17 protein-coding genes are annotated in these 22,497 nt (G+C 73.1%); 12 read left to right on the top strand and 5 right to left on the bottom strand.

Annotated elements, in window-relative coordinates:
- Nucleotides 1-14: 14 nt before the first annotated feature.
- The gene (locus ACZ6C6_RS28335; RefSeq protein WP_469206628.1) at nucleotides 15-1,796 is read right to left on the bottom strand and encodes a 3-hydroxyacyl-CoA dehydrogenase family protein; all 1,782 of its coding nucleotides are present in this window, start codon (nucleotides 1,794-1,796) and stop codon (nucleotides 15-17) included.
- Nucleotides 1,797-2,139: 343 nt separating this feature from the next.
- Here ACZ6C6_RS28335 and ACZ6C6_RS28340 point away from each other — a divergent pair, with 343 nt between their 5' ends.
- Nucleotides 2,140-2,715: an adenylosuccinate lyase gene (locus ACZ6C6_RS28340; protein WP_469206630.1), complete on the top strand. Its 576-nt coding sequence runs from the start codon at nucleotides 2,140-2,142 to the stop codon at nucleotides 2,713-2,715.
- A gap of 68 nt (nucleotides 2,716-2,783) precedes the next feature.
- Here the strand turns inward: ACZ6C6_RS28340 and ACZ6C6_RS28345 are convergent, their stop codons facing one another.
- Together ACZ6C6_RS28345 and ACZ6C6_RS28350 are read right to left on the bottom strand one after the other, a co-directional pair.
- Entirely contained in the window at nucleotides 2,784-4,361 is a 1,578-nt protein-coding gene (locus ACZ6C6_RS28345) for an alpha/beta hydrolase (RefSeq protein WP_469206632.1), read from the bottom strand.
- 133 nt (nucleotides 4,362-4,494) lie between these two features.
- A complete protein-coding gene (locus tag ACZ6C6_RS28350) occupies nucleotides 4,495-5,541 on the bottom strand; it encodes an Rv2578c family radical SAM protein (RefSeq protein WP_469206634.1) in 1,047 nt (348 codons plus the stop codon).
- Nucleotides 5,542-5,690: 149 nt separating this feature from the next.
- On the opposite strand from ACZ6C6_RS28350, the gene ACZ6C6_RS28355 reads away from it, so the two are divergent.
- The 4 genes from ACZ6C6_RS28355 (at nucleotide 5,691) to ACZ6C6_RS28370 (ending at nucleotide 12,196) form a co-directional block, all read left to right on the top strand.
- Nucleotides 5,691-6,134, top strand: a complete 444-nt coding sequence (locus tag ACZ6C6_RS28355; RefSeq protein ID WP_469206636.1) for an SRPBCC family protein — start codon at nucleotides 5,691-5,693, stop codon at nucleotides 6,132-6,134.
- Nucleotides 6,135-6,319: 185 nt separating this feature from the next.
- Nucleotides 6,320-8,782 carry an MFS transporter gene (locus ACZ6C6_RS28360; RefSeq protein ID WP_469206638.1) on the top strand — a complete coding sequence of 821 codons (2,463 nt, stop codon included), beginning with the start codon at nucleotides 6,320-6,322 and terminating at the stop codon, nucleotides 8,780-8,782.
- A 155-nt stretch (nucleotides 8,783-8,937) separates the two neighbouring features.
- Nucleotides 8,938-11,379: an ATP-binding SpoIIE family protein phosphatase gene (locus ACZ6C6_RS28365; RefSeq protein ID WP_469206639.1), complete on the top strand. Its 2,442-nt coding sequence runs from the start codon at nucleotides 8,938-8,940 to the stop codon at nucleotides 11,377-11,379.
- 97 nt (nucleotides 11,380-11,476) lie between these two features.
- On the top strand, nucleotides 11,477-12,196 hold the full coding sequence (locus tag ACZ6C6_RS28370; protein WP_469206641.1) for a class I SAM-dependent methyltransferase: 720 nt from the start codon (nucleotides 11,477-11,479) through the stop codon (nucleotides 12,194-12,196).
- A 56-nt stretch (nucleotides 12,197-12,252) separates the two neighbouring features.
- Here ACZ6C6_RS28370 and ACZ6C6_RS28375 read toward each other — a convergent pair whose 3' ends face one another.
- Entirely contained in the window at nucleotides 12,253-13,143 is an 891-nt protein-coding gene (locus tag ACZ6C6_RS28375) for a LysR family transcriptional regulator (RefSeq protein WP_469206643.1), read from the bottom strand.
- A gap of 120 nt (nucleotides 13,144-13,263) precedes the next feature.
- On the opposite strand from ACZ6C6_RS28375, the gene ACZ6C6_RS28380 reads away from it, so the two are divergent.
- The 7 genes from ACZ6C6_RS28380 (at nucleotide 13,264) to ACZ6C6_RS28410 (ending at nucleotide 20,491) form a co-directional block, all read left to right on the top strand.
- Complete coding sequence (locus tag ACZ6C6_RS28380; RefSeq protein WP_469206645.1) at nucleotides 13,264-14,265, top strand: aldo/keto reductase; 1,002 nt, start codon at nucleotides 13,264-13,266, stop codon at nucleotides 14,263-14,265.
- A gap of 113 nt (nucleotides 14,266-14,378) precedes the next feature.
- Nucleotides 14,379-15,212: a M55 family metallopeptidase gene (locus ACZ6C6_RS28385; RefSeq protein ID WP_469206647.1), complete on the top strand. Its 834-nt coding sequence runs from the start codon at nucleotides 14,379-14,381 to the stop codon at nucleotides 15,210-15,212.
- Nucleotides 15,205-16,548, top strand: coding sequence for a M20/M25/M40 family metallo-hydrolase (locus tag ACZ6C6_RS28390; protein WP_469206649.1), 1,344 nt, complete (start codon nucleotides 15,205-15,207; stop codon nucleotides 16,546-16,548). Before ACZ6C6_RS28385 ends, ACZ6C6_RS28390 begins: the two co-directional genes overlap by 8 nt.
- 24 nt (nucleotides 16,549-16,572) lie before the next feature.
- Nucleotides 16,573-18,561: a S9 family peptidase gene (locus ACZ6C6_RS28395; RefSeq protein WP_469206651.1), complete on the top strand. Its 1,989-nt coding sequence runs from the start codon at nucleotides 16,573-16,575 to the stop codon at nucleotides 18,559-18,561.
- On the top strand, nucleotides 18,558-19,502 hold the full coding sequence (locus ACZ6C6_RS28400) for a S66 peptidase family protein (RefSeq protein ID WP_469206653.1): 945 nt from the start codon (nucleotides 18,558-18,560) through the stop codon (nucleotides 19,500-19,502). The genes ACZ6C6_RS28395 and ACZ6C6_RS28400 overlap by 4 nt, the downstream gene beginning before the upstream one ends.
- A gap of 121 nt (nucleotides 19,503-19,623) precedes the next feature.
- The gene (locus tag ACZ6C6_RS28405) at nucleotides 19,624-19,863 is read left to right on the top strand and encodes a LapA family protein (protein WP_469206655.1); all 240 of its coding nucleotides are present in this window, start codon (nucleotides 19,624-19,626) and stop codon (nucleotides 19,861-19,863) included.
- Nucleotides 19,864-19,933: 70 nt separating this feature from the next.
- The gene (locus ACZ6C6_RS28410; RefSeq protein WP_469206657.1) at nucleotides 19,934-20,491 is read left to right on the top strand and encodes a GNAT family N-acetyltransferase; all 558 of its coding nucleotides are present in this window, start codon (nucleotides 19,934-19,936) and stop codon (nucleotides 20,489-20,491) included.
- A 6-nt stretch (nucleotides 20,492-20,497) separates the two neighbouring features.
- Here the strand turns inward: ACZ6C6_RS28410 and ACZ6C6_RS28415 are convergent, their stop codons facing one another.
- Nucleotides 20,498-22,366: a transketolase gene (locus ACZ6C6_RS28415; protein WP_469206659.1), complete on the bottom strand. Its 1,869-nt coding sequence runs from the start codon at nucleotides 22,364-22,366 to the stop codon at nucleotides 20,498-20,500.
- Between the last annotated feature and the right edge of the window lie 131 nt (nucleotides 22,367-22,497).

Genomic DNA, 22,497 nt, shown 5'->3' on the forward strand with positions numbered 1-22,497 from the left:
AGCCCGCTCCCGTGTCAGCGCCGGGCATATTCGCGGAATCCGCGCCCCGTCTTGCGGCCGAGGCAGCCGGCGGCCACCAGGTGCTCCAGGAGCGGGGCGGGCGCCAGGCCGGGGTCGCGGAACTCCTTGTGGAGCACCTTCTCGATGGCCAGCGACACATCGAGCCCGACCACGTCCAGCAGCTCGAACGGGCCCATCGGGTAGCCGCCGCCCAGCTTCATCGCGGCGTCGATGTCATCGAGGGACGCGTAGTGCTCCTCGACCATCTTGATGGCGTTGTTGAGGTACGGGAACAGCAGCGCGTTCACGATGAAGCCCGCCCGGTCCCCGCAGTCCACCGGGTGCTTGCGGACCGCGTGGCACACCTCGTGGACCGTGGCGTGCACCTCGTCGCCGGTGAGGACCGTACGCACGACCTCGACCAGCTTCATCGCGGGCGCCGGGTTGAAGAAGTGCATCCCGACGACGTCCTCGGGCCGCCCGGTGGCCCGCGCGATGGCGACGACCGGCAGCGAGGAGGTCGTCGTGGCCAGCACCGCACCCGGCCGGCACACCTTGTCCAGCGTGGCGAACAGCTCCTGCTTGACCAGCAGGTCCTCGGCGACCGCCTCCACGGCCAGGTCCACCTCGGCGAACGCGTCCAGCGAGGCCGCCGCGGTGATGCGGCCCAGCGCCTCGTCCCGGACCTGCTCGCTCAGCCGCCCCTTGGCGACCGACCGGTCCAGCGACTTGGCGATCCGGGCCTTGGCGAGGTCCGCCTTCTCCTGGCCGCGCGCGGCGAGCACCACCTCGTAGCCCGCCTTGGCGAAGACCTCCGCGATCCCCGAGGCCATCGTCCCCGAGCCCGCGACGCCCACCGACCGCACGGGGCGCCCGGCGGCCCCCGCGCCGCGCGGCGCGGGGGTCAGCGCGTCCGGCACCACGGTCTGGCTGCCCGGCTCGGCGTAGGTGTAGAAGCCGCGGCCCGCCTTGCGGCCGGTGAGACCGGCGGAGGCGAGCTGGCCGAGAACGGGCGCGGGGGCGTGCAGGCGGTCGTGCGAGGCGGAGTACATCGCCTCCAGGACCGTCCGGGCCGTGTCGATGCCGATCAGGTCCAGCAGGGCCAGCGGGCCCATGGGCAGGCCGCAGCCCAGCTTCATCGCGGCGTCGATGTCCTCGCGGGTGGCGTAGTTCGCCTCGTACATGGCGGCGGCCTGGTTGAGGTAGCCGAAGAGCAGGCCGTCCGCGACGAACCCGGGCCGGTCGCCGATCGCCACCGGCTCCTTGCCCAGCAGACGGGCCAGCTCGGTGACCGCCTCGACGGCGGGCGGGGCCGTCAGCACCGAGGAGACCACCTCGACCAGCTTCATCGCCGGTGCCGGGTTGAAGAAGTGCAGGCCGAGCACGCGCTCGGGGTGCTGCGACTCGGCCGCGAGACGGGTCACCGACAGGGCGTTGGTGCCGGTCGCGAGGATCGTTGCGGGGGAGACGATCGCGTCGAGCTCCCGGAAGACCTGCTGCTTGATCTCGTACGACTCCGGCACGACCTCGATGACCAGCTCCGCGTTGGCGGCAGCCTGGAGTTCGGAGAACGTACGGAAGCGGGCGAGCGCGTCGCGCCGTTCCTCCTCGGTGATCCGCCCGCGCTCCACGGCGCGGGCGGTGGACGCCTCCAGCGAGGCGACGGCCCGGCGGGCGGCGGCCTCGTCGGTGTCGATGCCGATGACCTCGCGGCCGGAGCGGGCCAGGACCTCGGCGATTCCGGTGCCCATCGTGCCGAGGCCGACGACGGCAATGGTGGAGAGAGGGGTGTCCATCACGGGACTCCAGGGATGAGTGACGACTGAGGGGACGCACGGGGCGCGCGCGGCGCGGGGCGTGCGGGAGGTGCCTGTCGTGGTGTTCGACCACCGGGCGTGATCCACGCCCGGGACCGGAAAGGAGCGACGGGCCCTGTCCCGGGGCCACGTCTCGTACAGCTGCCGAACCGACAACACTCCGGGTGGCTGCGTCACCAGGCCATCGGAGCGACGGGAGCACGTCCCGCTCAACTGAGCTTAACCAGTGGGTAACGAGCGCGCCAGCCCTGACCGGTTGTGGCCCGGGCCACATTTCAGGCCCCCTCGGATACGCACCGTTGCCGCCGATACGCTGACGGTCATGGATGACGAGGAGTTCCGGTCACTGGCGCACCGGCTGGCCGACGAGGCGGGGGAGTCGGCGGAATGCCGCGCCCTGCTCGCCACCCAGGACGACGAGGAGCTGGCCCGGGTGCTGGTCGAGCGCGAACGCCCGCTCTGGGCCCGCGAGATCGCCGCCTTCCGGCTGGGCTGCGCCGGGGACCGCCGCGCCTTCGAGACCCTGGTGCTCCTCCTCAACCACCGCGACCCCGACCGCTGCGTCAGTGCCGCCCACGCGCTGGCCCGCCTCGGCGACCCCCGCACCCCGCGCGCCGCAGCGGCCCTCGCCACCAACTCCCTGCGCACCGCCTACGCCCTCCACCCGGTCCGCCTGCTCACCGCGCTCCGGGCCCCGGAGTCCGTACCGGCCCTCGTGACCACGCTGTCCCGGCTGCTGGGCCCCGGCGAACCGCACTGGCGGGTCGCGCTCGCCTGCGTCGAGGGCCTGGGCGCCCTCGGGGACGCCACCGCCCGCCCGGTCCTGGAGGCCGCGCTGCCCAGCCCCCGGCTGGCGGACGCGGCGCGGGAGGCGCTGGGGCGGCTGCCGGCGCCATGAGCGGAGGGGCGCACGCGGTCCTTCCGCGTGCGCCCCTCGGTGTTCCGTTCAGTCCCGAGGCCCCTCGTTCAGCCCCGGAACCCCAGCAGGCCGTGCAGCGTGCCGCCCTGGTCCGGACGGGATGCCGGGCGGGCCGACTTGGCGGTCTCCGGCTCCGGGTCGGGCGTCTTCGCGCAGACCGCGTCCGCCTCGCCCCGCCCGGCGCGGGGGACCGTGCCCTTCGCCAGGTAGTCCGTCAGGTAACGGTCCAGGCAGGCGTTGCCGCTCAGGGTGACGCCGTGGTTGCCGCCGCCCTGCTCGACCACGAGGCGCGAGCCGCGCAGCTTGCGGTGCAGGGTGACTCCGCCTTCGTACGGGGTCGCCGCGTCGTCCGTCGCCTGGAACAGCAGCACCGGGGGCAGGGCGTGGTTGGACACCCGCACCGGGTTCAGCGGCTCCACCGGCCAGTCGGCGCACGGTGCGTTGTACCAGGTGTTGCCCCAGGCCATGAACGGGGCCTTCGCGTGCACCCGCCAGGTGTCGTTGCGCCAGGTGTTCCAGTCGCGCGGCCAGTCGGCGTCCCGGCACTGCACGGCCGTGTAGACCGAATAGCCGTTGTCGCCCTCCGCGTCCACCGCGCCGAACCGTTCGAACGCCGCGACGAGCGGCTTCTCGTCCTTGTCGTTGACGTACGCGGCGAACGCCTCGGCCAGCACCGGCCAGTAGCCGTTGTAGTAGCCGCCCGGCAGGAAGGTGTCGTCGAGCTCGCCCGCGCCGACCCTCTTGCCCGCCGGACGCTTCTTCACCGCGTCCCGCATCCGGTACCAGGCGGCCTCCACCTTCGCCGGGTCGCCGCCCAGGTGGTAGGCGGTGTCGTACTTCGCGACCCAGGCGGCGAACGCCTTGTGCCGGGTGTCGAACGCGTAGTCCTGGGTGAGGTTGTCCTCGTACCAGACGCCCTCGGGGTCCACGTTCGAGTCGAGGACCAGGCGCCGGACGCGGTCCGGGAAGAGCTTCGCGTAGACCGCGCCCAGGTAGGTGCCGTAGGAGTAGCCGAAGTAGTTCAGCTGCCGCGCCCCGGTCGCGCGGCGGATCACGTCCAGGTCCTTGGCCGCGCTCACGGTGTCCATGTACGGCAGCAGGTCGGGGTACTTCTCGCCGCAGGCCGCGGCGAAGTCACGGGCGCGGTTGCGGTTGACCCGCTCGCCGCCGAGGGACTGCGGTACGGGGTCGGGCCTGACCGGGTCGAAGTACCCGGGCAGGCAGTCCAGGGCCGGGCGGCTCTTCCCGACGCCGCGCGGGTCGAAACCGATCACGTCGTACTGCGAGGCGACCTTCTCCGGCAGCGAGGCGGCGACGAAGGGGGCCATCGACAGGCCGCTGCCGCCGGGCCCGCCCGGGTTCACCAGCAGCGGGCCCTGGAAGGTCTTCGCGGTGTGCGGCACGCGCGTCAGGGCCAGCGTGACCTGGCGGCCCGTCGGGTCGTCGTGGTCGAGCGGGGAACGCACCGTCGCGCACTGGAGCGTCGGGGCGGACTTCGTACCGCAGTCCTTCCAGGCGAGCGATGCGGCGCGCGGTGTCGCGGTGTCCGCCGTGGCCGGCGCGGCGGTCACCAGACCGGCGACCGTCGCCCCGAGGGCGCACAGCAGTACTGAACGGTTCGTCATATGGCCTCCCGGAGTGGGGGAACGCGGCTGCGCGGTACGCAGCCCCCGCCGCATGTTCCCCGCAATCGGAGCGGGAAGGACCCGTTGTGGTGAGAGATGACCCGTTTGCGTGCCCCCGTGCGGCCCCGCCCGCTCAGAGCAGGGTGAGCTGGGTGGGCTCCGAGCCGTCGAGCGGTGCCCGCGGCTCGCGCCGGGGGAGGCGACGGGCGGTGCCCCGGTGGGCGGGTCCGATGCCGTACTCGGCCGCCAGCTCGTGCACGTACCGGGTGATACGGCGCTGGTACCAGGTCGGTGCGTAGGCGCCGTCCGCGTACAGCCGCTCGTAACGCCGTACGAGATGCGGGTGGTGGTGGCCCAGCCACTCCATGAACCACTCCCGGGCGCCGGGGCGCAGGTGCAGGACGAGCGGGGTCACCGACGTCGCGCCGGCGGCCGCGATCGCCCGGACGGTGGCCCGCAGCTGCTCGGGGCTGTCGCCGAGGTGCGGGATGACCGGCGCCATCAGCACACCGCAGCCGATGCCCGCCTCGCTCAGCCGCCGTACGACGTCGAGGCGGCGCTCCGGCGAGGGCGTGCCCGGCTCCACGGTCCGCCACAGCTCGGGGTCGGTGAAGCCCACCGAGACCGAGACGCCGACTTCGGTGACCTCGGCGGCCTGCCGCAGCAGTTCCAGGTCGCGCAGGATCAGCGTGCCCTTCGTCAGGATCGAGAACGGGTTCGCGTGGTCGCGCAGGGCGGTCAGGATGCCGGGCATCAGCCGGTAGCGGCCCTCCGCCCGCTGGTAGCAGTCGACGTTCGTGCCCATCGCGATGTGCGCGCCGTGCCAGCGCGGCGAGGCGATCTCGCGGCGGACCAGCTCCGGGGCGTTGACCTTGACGACGATCTGCGAGTCGAAGCCGAGCCCGGTGTCGAGATCGAGATAGCTGTGGGTCTTGCGGGCGAAGCAGTAGACACAGGCGTGCGTGCAGCCCCGGTACGGGTTCACGGTCCATTCGAACGGCATCCGGGAGGCGCCGGGCACCCGGTTCACGATCGAGCGGGCCCGGATCTCGTGGAAGGTGATGCCCCGGAATTCCGGGGTGTCGAAGGTGCGGGTGGTCACCGCGTCGGCGGCGAAGAGCGCACCCGTACCGCTCGTGGGGTGGTTGGCGTTGTCTTCAGCCAGATTGTCCCAGCGCATGGACGCCTCCTCGGTAGTTCTGGACCGAGAATAGAACACTTGTTCCCATGATCGTTTTTTCCCCTTCGTCCCGGCCCGGATTTTGAGCCCGACACGCGAGGTGGTTGGCTCAGCACACCCCCGAAGAACCGAGTGCTGGAGGAGCAGGCATGGCGCAGGTCGAAGCCACGACGGAGCGGATCATCGCGGCGGACGCGGAGGCGGTGTTCGACGCGCTGGCCGACTACAAGGACGTCCGCGGCAAGGTGCTCCCCGCCCACTACAGCGAGTACGAGGTGCGCGAGGGCGGAGACGGCGAGGGCACCCTCGTCCACTGGAAGCTCCAGGCCACCAGCAAGCGGGTGCGCGACTGCCTTCTTGAGGTCACCGAGCCGACCGATGGGCAGCTCGTGGAGAAGGACCGGAACTCCTCGATGGTCACCACCTGGACCGTCACCCCGGCCGGCGAGGGCAGGTCCAAGGCCGTCGTCACGACCGTGTGGGACGGAGCCGGCGGCATCGGCGGCTTCTTCGAGAGGACCTTCGCGCCCAAGGGCCTCGCCCGCATCTACGACGAGCTGCTGGCGAACCTCGCCGCCGAGGTCGAGAACTGACCCCGCGTCGACACCGCCCGGCCTCACCGGTTCGGGTGGTCTTTCCGGCGGGACGGTCGTGCGCCGTAGTGCCTCTCACCGGGGGATACGCCCCCTGAGTGCGCCGCCGGCGCCCCCCGTCGCGTTTGCCCTCACTTGTCGCGCGGTGCGAGAAATGTGCGGCAGCGCGACGAGGGGAGCGGCACGTGGTGGGTGGCATCACACTGTTGGAGGACGAGCCCGGCGGCCCGGGGGACGCCGAGACGGCGCCCGCGCCCGCCCCGCCCCCGGCGCCGCCCGCACCGGCGGTGCCCACCGCCGGTGACACCTCCGACGGCATCGAGACGGACCCCCGCCGCATCCGGCTGGTCTTCGTCGGGCTGATGCTCACGCTCCTGCTCGCGGCGCTCGACCAGATGATCGTCGCCACCGCGCTCCCGAAGATCGTCGGCGAGCTGCACGGCCTGGAGAAGATGTCCTGGGCGGTCACCGCCTATCTGCTCGCCTCCACGATCGGACTGCCGGTCTACGGAAAGCTGGGCGACCTCTTCGGCCGCAAGGGCGTCTTCCAGTTCGCCATCATCGTCTTCGTCGTCGGCTCCGCGCTGGCCGGCTGGTCCCGCACCATGGACCAGCTCATCGCCTTCCGGGCCCTCCAGGGCATCGGCGGCGGCGGGCTGATGATCGGCGTGCAGGCGATCATCGCGGACGTCGTCCCGCCCCGCGAGCGCGGCCGGTTCATGGGCCTCATCGGCGCCGCCTTCGGCCTCGCCTCGGTGGCCGGACCCCTGCTCGGCGGCTTCTTCACCGACCACGCCTCCTGGCGCTGGTGCTTCTACATCAACGTGCCGTTCGGCCTGATCACCCTCGCCGTGATCACCGTCGTCCTCAAGCTCCCCCGCCCCACCGTCCGCCCCCGGCTCGACATCCTCGGCGCCGCCCTCCTCGCCGCCGCCTCCACCTGCCTGGTGCTGCTGACCAGCTGGGGCGGCACGGAGTACGCCTGGGGCTCGGGCACCATCCTGGGACTGGGCACCGGTGCTGCCGGAACGACTCTGCTGTTCCTCCTCGTGGAACGCCGCGCCGCCGAACCCGTCATCCCGCTCCGGCTGTTCCGCGACTCGATCTTCAACGTGACCGCCCTGGTCGGCGCGGTCGTCGGCGTGGCACTGTTCGGCGCGGCCAGCTATCTGCCGACCTTCCTCCAGATGGTCGACGGGGCCACCGCCACCGAGTCCGGGCTGCTCATGCTCCCCATGATGGGCGGCATCGTCGGCGCCTCCGTGATCTCGGGCCAGCTCATCTCCCGCACCGGGCGCTACCGCGTCTATCCGATCGCGGGCAGCGCGGTCTCGGCGGTGGGCATGTGGCTGCTGTCCCGGCTGGAGACCGACACCCCGCGCCTCGAATACAGCATCGCGCAGGCGGTCCTCGGCCTCGGCATCGGGCTGATCATGCCGGTCCTGGTCCTCGCCGTGCAGAACTCCGTGCGCCCCGCCGACCTGGGCACCGCCACCAGCGCCAACAACTACTTCCGGCAGATCGGCGGCAGCGTCGGAGCCGCTGTCTTCGGCACCCTGTTCGCCGGACGGCTGGCCGACGCGCTCGCCGTCCGGCTGCCCGCCGGGGCGGACCTCCCCGACCCGGAGTCGATCAGCCCGCAGCTGGTCCACACGATGGAGCCCGCGCTGCGGGACGCCTACATCCAGGCGTACGCCGACGCGATGCCCCGGATCTTCCTCTACCTCGTGCCGGTCCTCGTGCTCGGCCTGTTCTTCGCCTTCTTCCTCAAGGAGAAACCGCTGGTGTCCCACAGCCCCGAAACCACCGCAGGCCCCGAAGCCGCCACCGAGTACACACCGATCCCCTCCGCCCGCACCGATGCCGCCGTACCGTCCGCCGGCTACCTCTCCGGCGTCCCGGTCTCCGGCAGCGTCCAGCACTCCGACGGTACGAAGGTGCCGCGCGCCGCCCTCACCCTCATCGACGTCCAGGGCCAGCAGGTAGGCCGGGGCGCCAGCGGCGACGAGGGGCGGTACGCGCTCAGCGTGCCGGGCGCCGGTTCGTACGTCCTGATCGCCGCCGCCGGGGGCCACCAGCCGCAGGCCGTCAGCGTCACCGTCGGCGAACGCCCGGTCGAGCTGGACGTGGTGCTCGGCGGTGCCGGCCGGCTCGCCGGCACCGTCGTCACGGCCGACGGGGTGCCCGTGCGCGACGCGGCCGTCACGCTGACCGACGTACGCGGCGAGGTCGTCGCCTCCACGCGCAGCGGGCGCGAGGGCGGCTACGTGATCACCGAGCTCGTCGCCGGCGAGTACACCCTGGCCGCCTCCGCCCCGGCCTTCCGGCCCGCCGCGCTCCCGGTGAGCGTGCAGGCGGCCCGGGAGACCCGGCAGGACATCGAACTGGCCGGCGGCGCCGTGCTGCGCGGGATCGTCCGGGCCACCGCCGGGCGGCCCGTCGAGGACGCCCGGGTCACGCTCCTGGACGCGGCGGGGAACGTCGTGGACACCGTGACCACCGGCCCGGACGGGGCGTTCCGCTTCGTGGACCTGTCCACCGGCGAGTACACCGTGATCGCGGCCGGCTACCCGCCCGTCGCCACGGTCCTCCAGGTCGCCGGCGGCGGGCGCACCGAGCGCGACCTCCAGCTGGGGCACGAGGACTGAACGCCCGGGACGGGGACAGCCGTTGCGCCCCGCGGCACGCGGGGCGCACCACCCCCGCCGGGGATTCCGCCGATGACCCGCGGACGCCGGTCGCATCCCCGTACCGTGGAGTCACGCGCCGCGGAATGCCGCGGTGAGGAAGGAGCCTTCCCCTCATGGACCTCGGTGTGCCGCCGCAGAGGACACCACTGCCGGGTGACGGCACGGCGGGCCGCCTGCCGCTCGCCGTCGCCGTGGTCGACGCGGAGGGGCTCGTCTCGCACTGGTCGTCCGGGGCGAGAAAGCTCTTCGGCGTCGCCCGCGAGGACGCGGTCGGCTGCCCGGCCGGTGAACTCCTGCCCGTCTCCGGCGTGCTGGGAGTGAACGGCGCACCCGCTCCGTACGACGAGGGCCCCGCGCTCGACAGCTCGCTCAGCGGGGACTTCCCCTACCCGGCGTCGGGCCGGGCCCGTCTGGACGAGCCCGCACACGGCCGGATCGACGTGCTCTGGTGGGCCTACCCGCTGGCCGGGCCCGGACCGGCCCGCCTCCTCGTGCTCGCCGCCGACTGCGCGCAGTTGCGCGGGGTGGAGACGGGCGAGGACGGCCCGGCCCGTACGGTCGCCCCCGGCTTCGCCCTGCACACCGACTTCCCCGGCCACCCCGGGCTGTCCGCGCGGCTGTCCGAGATCCTGCCGAACATGAGTGTCCAGGAGGCGACCGGCATCGTCGCCCAGGTGCTCGAACTGGGCTATCCGGTCCTGGAGTTCAGCCACCACGAACGCATCCCCGTCACCCCGGACTGGGGCGTGCCCAGGCGCGCCGGAGCGCTGCCGGTGCGGGAGGAGCGGTACGGCGGTGAGGAGCGGGCGGTCCCGCCGCGCACCGCGCCCCGCCCCGAGCTGGACCTCGAATACGCGGCGGTCCGCGAGCGGCTGGAATTCCTCAACGAGGTGAGCGGCCGCATCGGCAGCTCCCTCGACCTGGAACGCACCATCCGCGAGGTCACCAGCGCCGCCGTCCCCCGCTTCTCCGACTTCGCCGGTACGCATCTGCGCGCCGCCGTCCTCGCCGGTGAGGGCTTCCCCGACGGGCCGCCCGACGTCACCACCATCTGGCACCGCGTCTGGGTCGAGCACAACGACGAACCGGGCCGCTGGGACGACACCGTGCCCGTCGGCGAGGCCATCGCCTTCCCCGAACACACCCCGTTCTTCCAGTGCATGGTCACCGGCGAGCCCGTCATCGTGCCCCATGTGAGCGAGGAGCTGAGCAACCGGATCTCCGGCGAGTTCGAGAAGCGCGACCTGCGCCCCCTGATCACGGACCGCTCGCTGCTCATCGTGCCGCTGAAGGCCCGCGACGTGGTCCTCGGCTTCATGGTCCTGATGCGCCGCCCCGGACGTGAGCCCTTCGACGACATGGACCGCACCACCGGCGCCGAACTCGCCGCGCGGGCCGGGCTCGTCCTGGACAACGCCCGCATGTACACCTACCAGGAGAACGTCGCGGAGACGCTCCAGGACAGCATGCTGCCCCATGTCCGACCCCGCATGGCCGGGTGCGACATCGCGACCCGCTACCTCCCGGGCACCCGGCTCGGCCGGATCGGCGGCGACTGGTTCGACTCGGTCAAGCTCCCGGGCTCGCGCACCGCGCTGGTCGTCGGCGACGTGATGGGCCACGGTCTCAACTCGGCGGCCATGATGGGCCAGTTGCGGACCGCGGTGCTGACCATGGCCACCATGGAGATGCCGCCCGCCCAGCTGCTGCGCAATCTGGACGACCTCGCCCAGCGCCTCGGCGAGCAGTACCTCGCGACCTGCCTGTACGCGGTCTACGACCCGATCGCCGGCGAGCTCCAGATCGCCAACGCCGGTCACATCCCGCCCGTCCTGGTCCGCGCCGAGGACGGCCGGGCCGAGCTGCTGGACCTGCCGACCGGGGCGCCCATCGGCGTGGGCGGCGTCGCCTTCGAGACCGCCACCGTGCGGGTGCGCCCCGGGGACCGTCTCGTCCTGTGCACGGACGGGCTGGTCGAGGTGCGCGGCCAGGACATCGGGGCCGGGCTCGCCGCGCTCTGCGCCTCCGCCGCCCACCCCGCCGCTTCGATGGACGACGCCTGCGACACCATCATCCGCGCCCTGAACACCGGGGACAGCCGCAAGGACGACGTCGCCCTGCTGATGGCCCGGCTCAACGGGATCGCGGACGAGGATGTCGCCGAGTGGCAGCTCGCCCTGGACCCCCGCGAGGTGTCCCGGGCCCGTCGCCTGGTGCGCGGCCGGCTCCTCGACTGGGAGCTGCCCGACGCCGTGGAGGCGGCCGAGCTGATGGTCAGCGAGCTGGTCACCAACGCCTACAAGCACGGCCGCACCCATCACATCGGACTCCGGCTGGTCCGCACCGACGCGCTGCTGTGCGAGGTCAGTGACGACGAACCGGCCCCCGCCTCGCTCCTCGGTGTCACCGACAGCGACGAATGCGGCCGGGGGCTCGTGGTGGTGAGCAGCCTCGCGAAGGAATGGGGCACCAGCGGCACCGCGCGCGGCAAGACCGTCTGGTTCGAGCTCGCCCTGTCCCGCGTCCCGCGCCCCCGGTCCAACCGACCTCACTGACAAGGAGGTTGCGTCCGAACCCTTGCCCCCGGGCACCTCTGGGCAGTAGTCCCTGGCTGAGCAATGTGAGCCTGCACGACGGGACTTGGGAGTACGCATGGGTGTGTCACAGGAATACCGCGAGGCGTGGGAAGGCTACTGGGCGGCCACGTCGGACGAACCCGGCGACGCCATCTGGGACTCCGGCCCGGATCTGAGCGCCGTGCCGCACGGCCGGCTGCTCCTCCCGTACGCCGACGCCACCCTGCCCGTCGTGGACCTCGGCTGCGGCAACGGCACCCAGACCCGGCATCTGGCGACCCTCTTCCCCCACGCCCTCGGCGTCGACCTCTCGGAAGCGGCGATCGAGCACGCCCGGAAGGCGGACCCGGAGGAGATCGCCGCGTACGAAACGCTCGACCTCACCGACGCCGACGCCGTTCGCGCCCTGCACGAGCGCATCGGCGAGGTGAACGTCTACATGCGGGCGGTGATCCACCAGAGCGACCCCGAGGCCCGCCCGGGCGTCGCCGCCGCCGTCGCCACCCTCCTCGGCGCACGCGGCCGGGCCTTCGTCGCCGAGCTGACCCCCGCCTCCAAGGACGTCCTGCAACGCGCCTCGCAGGGCCCGGGCGGACCCGGCCCGAAGCTGCGCCGGGTCTTCGAACACGGGCTGAAACCGGCGAGCGCCACCGACGAGGAGGTCCCTCGACTGCTCGCGGAGGCCGGGCTGACCGTCCTGGACAGCGGCGACACGGTCCTGCCGCAGACCGAGAACCTGCCCGACGGCACCCGGATCGACCTGCCGGCGAGGTGGTTCGTACTGGCCACGGGCTGAAACTCCGTACTGGCCACGGGCTGAGGCCGGGGACGCCGGGGGCCCGGCCCCCGGCCTCAGCTCCCGGAGCCGTCCCGCAGCAGCGCCATCAGGGCCCGCGCCCCCGGGCTCAGCGCCCGCGCCTCGGGGAGCACGACGGCGCTCTCGTAGAACGCCTCCGCGGCGCCCTCGGGCCGCACCGCGACGAGTCCGCGCGCCTCGGGCTTGCGGGAGAAGTGGTGCGGCACGAGCGCGATGCCCAGCTGCTCGTGCACCAGCTCCAGCAGGCTGTGCACGTCGGTGACCTCCAGGGCCACCGTGCGCCGCACCCCGGCCGCCGTGAACGCGGCGTCGGCCGCGCGGCGCGGCCCGAAGTCCGGGTGGAAGTCGATGAACGGCTCGCCGGACAGCTCCGCCCAGGGCGCCCGCTCCGCCGCCGCCAGTCGGTGGCCCGGCGCGCACAGCAGCACCATGGGTTCCCGGGCCAGCGGGACCAGCTCCCCGCGCCAGCCCGCCGGGTCCACCGTCGCGGCGAACGCGATGTCGAGCCGGCCGCCCGCCACCCCGTCGACCAGCCTCGCCGTACCCTCCTGGCGCAGCCGGATCTCCATGTGCGGGTGGGCGTGGTGGAAGGCGGCGAGCAGCCGGGGCAGCCGCAGCCCGGCCACGCACTGCTCCACCCCCACCGACAGGGTCCCGCGCAGCAGCCCCCGTACCGCGTCGACGGCCTCCTTCGCGGCCCGCACCCCGGCCAGGGTGCGTTCCGCCTCGACCAGCAGGGCGCGCCCCGCCTCGGTCAGCCGTACGCTGCGCGTGGTCCGGCTGAACAGTGGCGTCCGCAGCTCCTGCTCCAGCGCCCGTACGGAGGCGGAGAGCCCGGACTGCGAGACGGCGACCCGCTCCGCCGCGCGGGTGAAATGCCGTTCCTCGGCGACGGCCACAAAATGTTCCAGCTGGCGCAACTCCATGATTGAGAACTCTAGGCCCTGAATCCAAGCGGAATCTCCTGTTGGACTACTGGATCGAAGTGGGACAGCCTGGGGGAGTCCTGCCGGTCATGGCCGGAACACCTCTCCCAGGAGCCCCGCATGTACATCCCGTCCGCCGACCGCTACGCGCACATGCCCTACCGGCGCACCGGGCGCAGCGGCCTGAAGCTGCCCGCCCTCTCGCTCGGCCTGTGGCACAACTTCGGCGGGGACCGGACACCGCAGACCCAGGGCGAGATCCTGCGCCGCGCCTTCGATCTCGGCATCACCCACTTCGACCTGGCCAACAACTACGGCCCGCCGCCCGGCTCCGCCGAGACCGCGATGGGCAAGGCGCTGGCCACGGACTTCGCCGCCCACCGGGACGAGATCATCGTCTCCACCAAGGCCGGCTACCTGATGTGGGACGGTCCGTACGGCGAGTGGGGTTCGCGCAAGAACCTGCTCGCCTCGCTGGACCAGAGCCTCACCCGGCTCGGCCTGGACTACGTCGACATCTTCTACTCGCACCGGCCCGACCCCGACACCCCGCTCGAAGAGACCATGGGCGCGCTCGACGCGGCGGTGCGCCAGGGCAAGGCGCTCTACGTCGGCGTCTCCAACTACTCACCCGAGCAGACCCGCGAGGCCGCCCGCATTCTGAAGGGGCTCGGCACCCCGCTCCTGATCCACCAGCCGCGCTACTCCATGCTCGACCGCCGCCCCGAGGACGGACTGCTCACCGCCCTGGACGAGCTGGGCGTCGGCTCCATCGCCTACTCGCCGCTGGAACAGGGCATCCTCTCCGACCGCTACCTCAACGGCATCCCGGAGGGCTCCCGCGCCGCGGGCAGCAGCCCCTTCCTGTCGGCCGAGGCGGTCACCCCGGACCTGGTGTCCCGGCTCCGCGAGCTGAACGAACTCGCCGCCGCGCGCGGCCAGTCGCTCGCCCAGCTGGCCCTGGCCTGGGTGCTGCGCGGCGGGCGCGTCACCTCCGCCGTGGTCGGCGCGAGCAGCGTCGCGCAGCTGGAGAACAACGTCGAGACGGTGCGGAACCTGGACTTCACCGACAAGGAACTCGCCCGGATCGAGAAGCTGCTGAAGGGCGCCAAGCGCGGCTGACGGCCCCCGGCCCCCGGCGGCCCGCACCGGCCGCCGGGGTGTCATTGGATTGGACCTGTGGCGTGCTCGGCGGCCCTGGCCTGGGCGTTCATCGGCGCGTACCGTGTGGCCGCATGAAGATCCTCGTCAGCGCCGACATGGAAGGCGCCACCGGCGTGACCTGGCCGGCCGACGTGCTGCCCGGCACGCCGCAGTGGGAGCGGTGCCGCTCCCTGTTCACCTCCGACGTCAACGCCGCCGCCCTCGGCTTCTACGACGGGGGAGCGGACGAGGTGCTGATCAACGAGGCCCACTGGACCATGCGCAACCTGCTCCTGGAGAGACTGGACGACCGCGTCCAGATGCTCACCGGCAAGCACAAATCGCTCAGCATGGTCGAGGGCATCCAGCACGGCGACGTCGACGCGGTCGCCTTCGTCGGCTACCACACGGGCGCCGGTACGGAGGGCGTCCTCGCCCACACCTACCTCGCCAACTCCATCACCGGCGTCTGGCTGAACGGCGTCCGGGCCAGCGAGGGCCTGCTCAACGCGCACGTCGCCGCCGAGTACGGAGTCCCCGTCGTCCTCGTCACCGGCGACGACCTGACCTGCGTGGACGCCGGGGGATACGCCCCCGGCGCGGAGAAGGTGGCCGTCAAGGACTACGTGTCGCGGTACGCCGCCGTCTGCCGCACCCCGGCCCGTACCGCCGCCGACATCCGGGCGGCCGCCGCCCGGGCCGTCCCCCTGGCCGGGCGGTACACCCCGGTCGAGGGCGGCCCGTTCACCGTGGAGCTGGAATTCGACGCCGAGCACCTGGCCGCGGCGGCCACCGTGGTACCCGGTGTGGCGCCGAGCGGCGAGAGGCGGGTCTCCTACACCAGCGCGACGATGTACGAAGGTATCCGCACGTTCAAGGCGGTGACGACGATCGTCTCGTCCGCCGTGGAGGAGCAGTATGGCTGAGGCGACCGCCCCCCAGGACTCCGTCGACGCCCTGGCGCTCGACGAATCGGTGACGTTCACCTCCGAACTGATCCGCATCGACACCACCAACCGGGGCGACGGCGACTGCCGCGAACGCCCCGCAGCCGAGTACGTCGCCGAGCGCCTGGCCGCCACCGGCCTGGAGCCCGCGCTCCTGGAACGCACCCCCGGCCGCACCAACGTGGTCGCCCGGATTCCCGGCACCGACCCGTCCGCCCCCGCCCTCCTCGTCCACGGCCACCTCGACGTGGTCCCGGCCGAGGCCTCCGACTGGACCGTGCACCCCTTCTCGGGCGAGGTCCGCGACGGGACCGTGTGGGGGCGCGGCGCCATCGACATGAAGAACATGGACGCGATGGTCCTGGCCGTCGTCCGGTTCTGGGCCCGGGCCGGAATCCGCCCCCGCCGCGACATCGTCATCGCGTACACCGCCGACGAGGAAGCCAGCGCCGAGGACGGCTCCGGCTTCCTCGCCGACCGGCACGCCGCCCTCTTCGACGGCTGCACGGAGGGCATCAGCGAGTCCGGCGCCTTCACCTTCCACGCCGGGCCGAACATGCCGCTCTACCCCATCGGGGCGGGCGAACGCGGCACCGGCTGGCTGAAGCTCACCGCCCACGGCAAGGCCGGCCACGGCTCCAAGGTCAACCGGGCCAACGCCGTCACCGCGCTCGCCGCCGCCGTCACCCGCATCGGCGAACACGAGTGGCCGGTCCGGCTCACCCCGACGGTCCGCGCCGCGCTCACCGAGCTCGCCGCGCTCCACGGCATCCACCCGGACCTCGACGCCCCCGGCTTCGACGTGGACGAACTCCTCGGCAAGATCGGACCGGCCGCGGCCCTCGTCGCCCCGACCGTCCGCAACAGCTCCAACCCGACGATGTTGGACGCCGGTTACAAGGTCAACGTCATCCCCGGCCACGCCACCGCCTACATCGACGGCCGGACCGTCCCCGGCGGCGACGAGGAGTTCCACACGACGATGGACCGGCTCACCGGTTCCTCGGTCGACTGGGAGTTCGCCCACCGCGAGGTCGCCCTCCAGGCCCCGGTCGACTCACCCACGTACGGCAGGCTCCGCGCCGCCATCGAGCGGTTCGACCCCGACGGGCACGTCGTGCCGTACTGCATGTCCGGTGGCACCGACGCCAAGCAGTTCTCCCGGCTCGGCATCACCGGCTACGGCTTCTCGCCGCTGAAGCTGCCCGTCGGCTTCGACTACCAGGCCCTCTTCCACGGCGTGGACGAACGCGTCCCCGTCGACGCGCTGCACTTCGGCGTCCGGGTCCTGGACCACTACCTGCGCACCGCCTGAACCATTCGGGGGAGACCGACACCCATGCCCACCGCACAGTCCCACGGCAGCTGGCCCTCACCGATCGACGCCGCACTGGCCGCCTCCCACGACGGACGGCCCGAGTACACCGGCGCGGTCGGCGACGAGCTGTGGTGGACCGAACCGCGCCCCGCCGAAGCCGGCCGGCGCGCCCTGGTCCGCCGCACCGCCGACGGCACCACCACCGAACTGCCCGCCCCCTGGGACGTCCGCAGCCGGGTCATCGAGTACGGCGGCCAGCCCTGGGCCGGCGCCGAGCGGACGGAGGGCGGCCCGCTGGTCGTCTTCGTCCACTTCGCCGACCAGCGGCTGTACGCCTACGAGCCCGACGGCGACCGCGAACCGTGGCCGCTCACCCCGGTCTCCGCCGTCGGCGGCGGACTGCGCTGGGCCGACCCGCGCCTCCACCCGGACCGGGGCCCGGCGGGCGAGGTGTGGTGCGTCCTGGAGGAGTTCACCGGCGAGGCGCCCACCGCGCTGCGCCGGGTCCTCGCCGCAGTGCCGCTGGACGGATCGGCGGCCGGTGACCGGTCCGCCGTGCGCGAACTCGAGCACGAGCGGCACCGGTTCGTCACCGGCCCCGAGGTCTCGCCGGACGGGCGGCGCGCCGCCTGGATCGGCTGGGACCACCCGCGCATGCCCTGGGACGGCACCGAGGTGCTGGTCGCGGACATCGGCGACGACGGCACCTTCCGGAACGCCCGGGCCGTCGCCGGCGGACCCGAGGAATCCGTGCCCCAGGTCCAGTGGACCGCCGACGGGCAGCTGCTCCTGGCGAGCGACCGCAGCGGCTGGTGGAACCTGTACCGGCTCGACCCGGACACCGGCGCGACCCGGGAACTGTGCCCGCGCGAGGAGGAGTTCGCCGGGCCGCTGTGGAAGATCGGGCTCGTCTGGTTCCGCCCCCTCGACAACGGGCTGATCGCCGTCCTGCACGGCAAGGGCACCACCACCCTCGGCATACTCGACCCGGAGACCGGCGACCTCGTCGACATCGCGGGACCCTGGACCGAGTGGGTGGCGACACTCACCGTGCGCGGCTCCCGGGTCACCGGCGTCGCCGCGAGCCCGCACAGCGGCTACGAGATCGTGGAGCTGGACACCGCGACCGGGCACACCCGGATCACCGGCACCCCGCACGAGGACGCCGTCGACCCCGCGTACTACCCGGAACCCGTCCTGCGCACCTTCACCGGACCCGGCGGACGCGAGATCCACGCCCAGATCTACCCGCCGCGCAACCCCGGACACACCGGCCCCGAGGGCGAGCTGCCGCCGTACGTGGTGTGGGCCCACGGCGGTCCCACCGGCCACGCCGCCCTCGTCCTGGACCTGGAGATCGCCTACTTCACCTCGCGCGGCATCGGCGTCGCCGAGGTCAACTACGGGGGGTCCGCCGGATACGGCCGCGCCTACCGCAACCGGCTGCGCGAGCAGTGGGGCGTCGTGGACGTGGAGGACTGCGCCGCCGTCGCCGGGACGCTCGCCGCCGAGGGCACCGCCGACCCGGACCGGCTCGCCATCCGGGGCGGCAGCGCCGGAGGCTGGACCACCGCCGCCTCGCTGACCGGCACCGGCGTCTACGCCTGCGGCACCATCATCTACCCGATCCTCGACCTCGCGGGGTGGGGCACCGACGAGACCCACGACTTCGAGTCCCAGTACCTGGAATCGCTGGTCGGCCCCCTCGCCGAGGTCCCCGAGCGCTACCGGGAACGATCACCGGTCGGCCGCACCGACCGGCTCACCGTGCCGTTCCTGCTCCTCCAGGGCGAGGACGACCCCATCTGCCCGCCCGTGCAGTGCGAGCGCTTCCTCGCCGCCGTCGAGGGACGCGGCATCCCGCACGCGTACCGCACCTACCCGGGGGAGGGCCACGGCTTCCGCCGCGCCGGCACGATGATCGACGCGCTGGAGTCCGAACTCTCCCTGTACGCCCAGGTGTTCCGCTTCGAGAGGTCCGATGTGGCCACCCTGGAGCTGAAGCGGTGACCCTCACCCCGCTCACCCGCCCCGCCCGGCTCCGCCCCGGGGCGAAGGTCGCCGTCGTCTCCCCGTGCGGGCCGGTCCCCGCCGACCGGCTGGAACCCGGCCTGGACATCCTGCGCGGCTGGGGCCTCGACCCCGTGCCCATGCCCCATGTGCTGGACGTGCACCGGGACCTGGACTACCTCGCCGGTACGGACGAGGCCCGGGCCCGCGACCTCCGGGACGCGTGGTGCGACCCTTCCGTGGACGCGGTGATCTGCGCGCGCGGCGGATACGGGGCGCACCGCATGGTGGACCTGGTGGACTGGGCGGCGGTGCGCGCGGCCGGGCCCAAGGTGTTCGTCGGCTACAGCGATGTCACCGTGCTCCACGAGGCGTTCGCGCTGCGGACCGGCTTCGCCACCCTGCACGGGCCCATGGTGGGGACCGAGACGTTCCTCAAGGACCCCCGCACCCAGGAGTCCCTGCGGGCCACGCTCTTCGACCCGGGGACGCATCTGACCCTGGGGCTTGAGGAGGCGCGGGCCCTGGTCCCGGGCCGGGCGCGCGGCATCACCTACGGCGGCTGCGTCAGCCTGCTCGCCGCCGACCTCGGCACCCCGCACGCCCGCCGCTCGGCCCGGGGCGGGCTGCTCGTCATCGAGGACACCACGGAGGACCCGTACAGCCTGGACCGCATCCTCACGCAGCTGCTGCGGGCCGGGGCGCTCGACGGGGTCGCCGGAGTGGCCTGCGGATCCTGGGCGGGGTGCGGGCCGTACGAACAGGTGCGGGCGGTGCTCGCGGACCGGCTGGGCGGGCTGGGCGTCCCGGTCGTGGAGGAGCTGGGCTTCGGGCACGGGCCCACCGGGCTGACGATCCCGCTCGGGGTGCCCGCGGTGCTCGACGCCCCGGCGGACGGCGGCCCGGCCACCCTCACCGTCGAGGTGCCCGCACTGCTCTGACCTGCCGGGCGCTCCGCCCCCGTCACCCGGATGGCCGAACATCTCGTCCGGCGGGGACGGGGGCGGAGCCATGCTGGAGCCCCGGGGCGACGGCCGTACCAGGGCCGGGAAAGGGGCTTTCATGAGCCCGAAGGACGTGTCGAGCAGCGGGAAGAGCGGCAGCGGGGCCTTCACCCCCGCCCGCATCCTGGTCCTCGTGATCGCGGTCCTGTCGATCGTGTTCATCGCCGAGAACACCAAGGACGTCGAGGTCCGCCTCATCGTCCCGCTGGTGACGGCGCCGCTCTACGTGTGGCTGGTCGTGATGTTCGCGGCCGGCATGGCGTGCGGTGCGTACGTCTTCCGCAGGCGGCCCAAGTAGGACCGCGGACCACGGCCGTAGGGGGCGGGCTCACCGAGCCCGCCCCCTACGGCCGTCCTAAGCTGGGGCGATGTCCGACACCCGCTGTCTCGCCGAGGGGCCGCGCACGGCGATCCGCCCCTTCACCCACGGCGACGCCGACGAGTTCACCGCCCGGGCCCGGGAGAGCGCCGCCCTGCACCGGCCCTGGCTGTTCCCGCCCGCCACGCCCGAGGCGTACGCCGGCTACGCGGGCGCCCTCATCGGGGACCCGACGAAGGCGGGGTTCCTGGTGTGCGAGCGGGACGCGGCGGGCGGGGCCGGGCCGATCGCCGGGTTCATCAACATCAACAACATCGTCGCCGGGGCCTTCCGCTGCGGCGCCCTCGGCTACGGCGCGTTCGCGCACGCGGCCGGGCGCGGCCTCATGGGCGAAGGGCTGGGACTCGTCCTGGACCACGCCTTCGGGCCGCTCGCCCTGCACCGCCTGGAGGCCAACATCCAGCCGGACAACGCGGGGTCGATCGGGCTGGTGCGCCGGGCGGGTTTCCGGCTCGAAGGCTACTCGCCGGACTTCCTGCACATCGACGGCGCCTGGCGCGACCACGAACGCTGGGCGATCACCGCGGAGATGCGCCGCCCCGCCTGACGCCGGCTACTTGACGAGGCCCCGCGCCGCGTCCGCGATGTGCGTGCGGGAGATCCCCGCCGCGTCGAGCAGCTCCGCCGTGGTGCCGGACCCGGGCAGGTTGCTCCCGGCGAGGTGGACGAAGCGCGGGTGGCTGCCGGACTCCGCCAGCGACGACAGGACCGCCTCGCCGATGCCGCCCTCCGGGTGGTGGTCCTCGACCACGACCAGGGCCCCGGTCTCCCGGGCCGCGAGAGCCAGCGCGCCGGCGTCGAGCGGCTTGACCGAGTAGAGGTCGATGACCCGTGCCCGCACGCCGTCCCCGGCCAGCAGCTCGGCGGCGGCCAGGCACTCGTGCAGCGTGACCCCCGCGCCGACCAGGGTGACCTGGTCGTCGTCGCCGTGGCGCAGCGTCTTCGAGCCGCCCACGGGGAACGTCTCCTCGCTCCCGTACAGCACCGGGTAGGCGCCGCGCGTGGTGCGCAGGTACGAGATCCCGTCGATGTCCGCCATGGCCGCGGTCAGAGCCGCCGCCGAGGTCGCGTCGCTCGGGTAGAACACGGTCGAACCGCGCACCGCGCGCATCATCGCCAGGTCCTCGACCCCCATCTGCGAGGGCCCGTCCGCCCCGATCTCCACCCCGCTGTGCGTACCGCAGAGTGCCATCGTGATGTCCGAGACGGCCGCCATGCGGATGAAGTCGTGCGCCCGGGTGAGGAACGCCGCGAAGGTGGTCGCGTACGGGCGGAAGCCGCGCACGGCCATGCCGACGGCCTCGGCGACCATCTGCTGCTCCGCGATGTACGTCTGGAAGAAGCGGTCCGGGTACGCCTTCTTGAAGTCCTCCGAGTGCGTGGAGTTCCCGACCTCGGCGTCCAGGGCGACGACCTCGGGCCGTGCCCCGAGTGCCACCAGGGCCTTGCCGAAGGCGACCCGGGTCGCGACCTCGTCGCCCTTCTCGAAGCGCGGCAGCTCCACGGTGCCTCCGGAGCGCTCGGCGGCGGGCGCGGCCTTCGGCGGCCGGGGGCCCTTCACCCGCAGGTCGCGGACGCCGCCCAGCTCCTCGACCGCGCGCTCGGCCAGGTCCTCGGGCAGCGGCTTGCCGTGCCAGCCCTCCTTGTCGGCGACCTCGCCGACCCCGCGCCCCTTGACCGTCTTCGCGACGATCACCGTGGGGGCGCTGCCGTCCGCCGCCGTCTTCAGGGCCCGGTCGACCTCGGTCAGGTCGTGCCCGTCGACCACGAGGGCGCGGCAGCCGAACGCCTCGACGCGGCGCGCGTAGGTGCCGGTGTCCCACTGGAGTTCGGTGGGGCCGGACTGGCCGAGGCGGTTGACGTCGATGATCGCGACGAAGTTGCCCAGCTTGTGCTGGCCCGCCTTGTCCAGGGCCTCCCAGACGGACCCCTCGGCCATCTCGCTGTCCCCGCACAGCACCCACACCCGGTACGGCTGCTTCTCCAGGTCCCGCCCGGCGAGCGCGATGCCCACGCCGTACGCGATGCCCTGCCCCAGCGAGCCGGTCGCCACGTCCACCCAGGGCAGCTCGGGCGTGGGGTGGCCCTGCAGCCGGTGGCCGAAGCGGCGGTACGTCGTCATCAGCTCCTCGTCGGTGACGGCACCGGCGGCCTTGAACATGGCGTACAGGAGCGGCGAGGCGTGGCCCTTGGAGAACACGAGGTGGTCACCGGCGGGGTTCTCGGGCGCGTCCCAGTCGTACCGCAGATGCCGGGTCATGAGGACCGCCATCAGATCGGCCGCCGACAGGCTGGACGTGGGGTGCCCGGACCCCGCCGACGTGCTGGCGCGCACCGAGTCCACCCGCAGTTGCTGGGCGAGCTCGAAGACCTGGGTCAGATCACTGTCGGGGCCGAGCGTGCTGGTCTGTTCGCTGGTCATGGGCCGGACCTTTCGCGTGAGGGCGGGACGACGGAACGGGTTCCCGAATCGTCGCGGTCCATCACCTTCCGGGAGAAGGTTGCCCTCGTTTGCGCCGCGGGGCCTGCCGCCCGACGCCTCCGCGCCGGGCG

The organism is Streptomyces sp. NPDC041814 (genome assembly GCF_055590565.1).

Bases quoted from the DNA above. Each gene is read 5' to 3' on its own strand.
- ACZ6C6_RS28335 (WP_469206628.1), bottom strand. From the start codon at position 1,796: ATGGACACCCCTCTCTCCACCATTGCCGTCGTCGGCCTCGGCACGATG.
- ACZ6C6_RS28340 (WP_469206630.1), top strand. From the start codon at position 2,140: ATGGATGACGAGGAGTTCCGGTCACTGGCGCACCGGCTGGCCGACGAG.
- ACZ6C6_RS28345 (WP_469206632.1), bottom strand. From the start codon at position 4,361: ATGACGAACCGTTCAGTACTGCTGTGCGCCCTCGGGGCGACGGTCGCC.
- ACZ6C6_RS28350 (WP_469206634.1), bottom strand. From the start codon at position 5,541: ATGCGCTGGGACAATCTGGCTGAAGACAACGCCAACCACCCCACGAGC.
- ACZ6C6_RS28355 (WP_469206636.1), top strand. From the start codon at position 5,691: ATGGCGCAGGTCGAAGCCACGACGGAGCGGATCATCGCGGCGGACGCG.
- ACZ6C6_RS28365 (WP_469206639.1), top strand. From the start codon at position 8,938: ATGGACCTCGGTGTGCCGCCGCAGAGGACACCACTGCCGGGTGACGGC.
- ACZ6C6_RS28370 (WP_469206641.1), top strand. From the start codon at position 11,477: ATGGGTGTGTCACAGGAATACCGCGAGGCGTGGGAAGGCTACTGGGCG.
- ACZ6C6_RS28375 (WP_469206643.1), bottom strand. From the start codon at position 13,143: ATGGAGTTGCGCCAGCTGGAACATTTTGTGGCCGTCGCCGAGGAACGG.
- ACZ6C6_RS28380 (WP_469206645.1), top strand. From the start codon at position 13,264: ATGTACATCCCGTCCGCCGACCGCTACGCGCACATGCCCTACCGGCGC.
- ACZ6C6_RS28385 (WP_469206647.1), top strand. From the start codon at position 14,379: ATGAAGATCCTCGTCAGCGCCGACATGGAAGGCGCCACCGGCGTGACC.
- ACZ6C6_RS28390 (WP_469206649.1), top strand. From the start codon at position 15,205: ATGGCTGAGGCGACCGCCCCCCAGGACTCCGTCGACGCCCTGGCGCTC.
- ACZ6C6_RS28395 (WP_469206651.1), top strand. From the start codon at position 16,573: ATGCCCACCGCACAGTCCCACGGCAGCTGGCCCTCACCGATCGACGCC.
- ACZ6C6_RS28405 (WP_469206655.1), top strand. From the start codon at position 19,624: ATGAGCCCGAAGGACGTGTCGAGCAGCGGGAAGAGCGGCAGCGGGGCC.
- ACZ6C6_RS28410 (WP_469206657.1), top strand. From the start codon at position 19,934: ATGTCCGACACCCGCTGTCTCGCCGAGGGGCCGCGCACGGCGATCCGC.
- ACZ6C6_RS28415 (WP_469206659.1), bottom strand. From the start codon at position 22,366: ATGACCAGCGAACAGACCAGCACGCTCGGCCCCGACAGTGATCTGACC.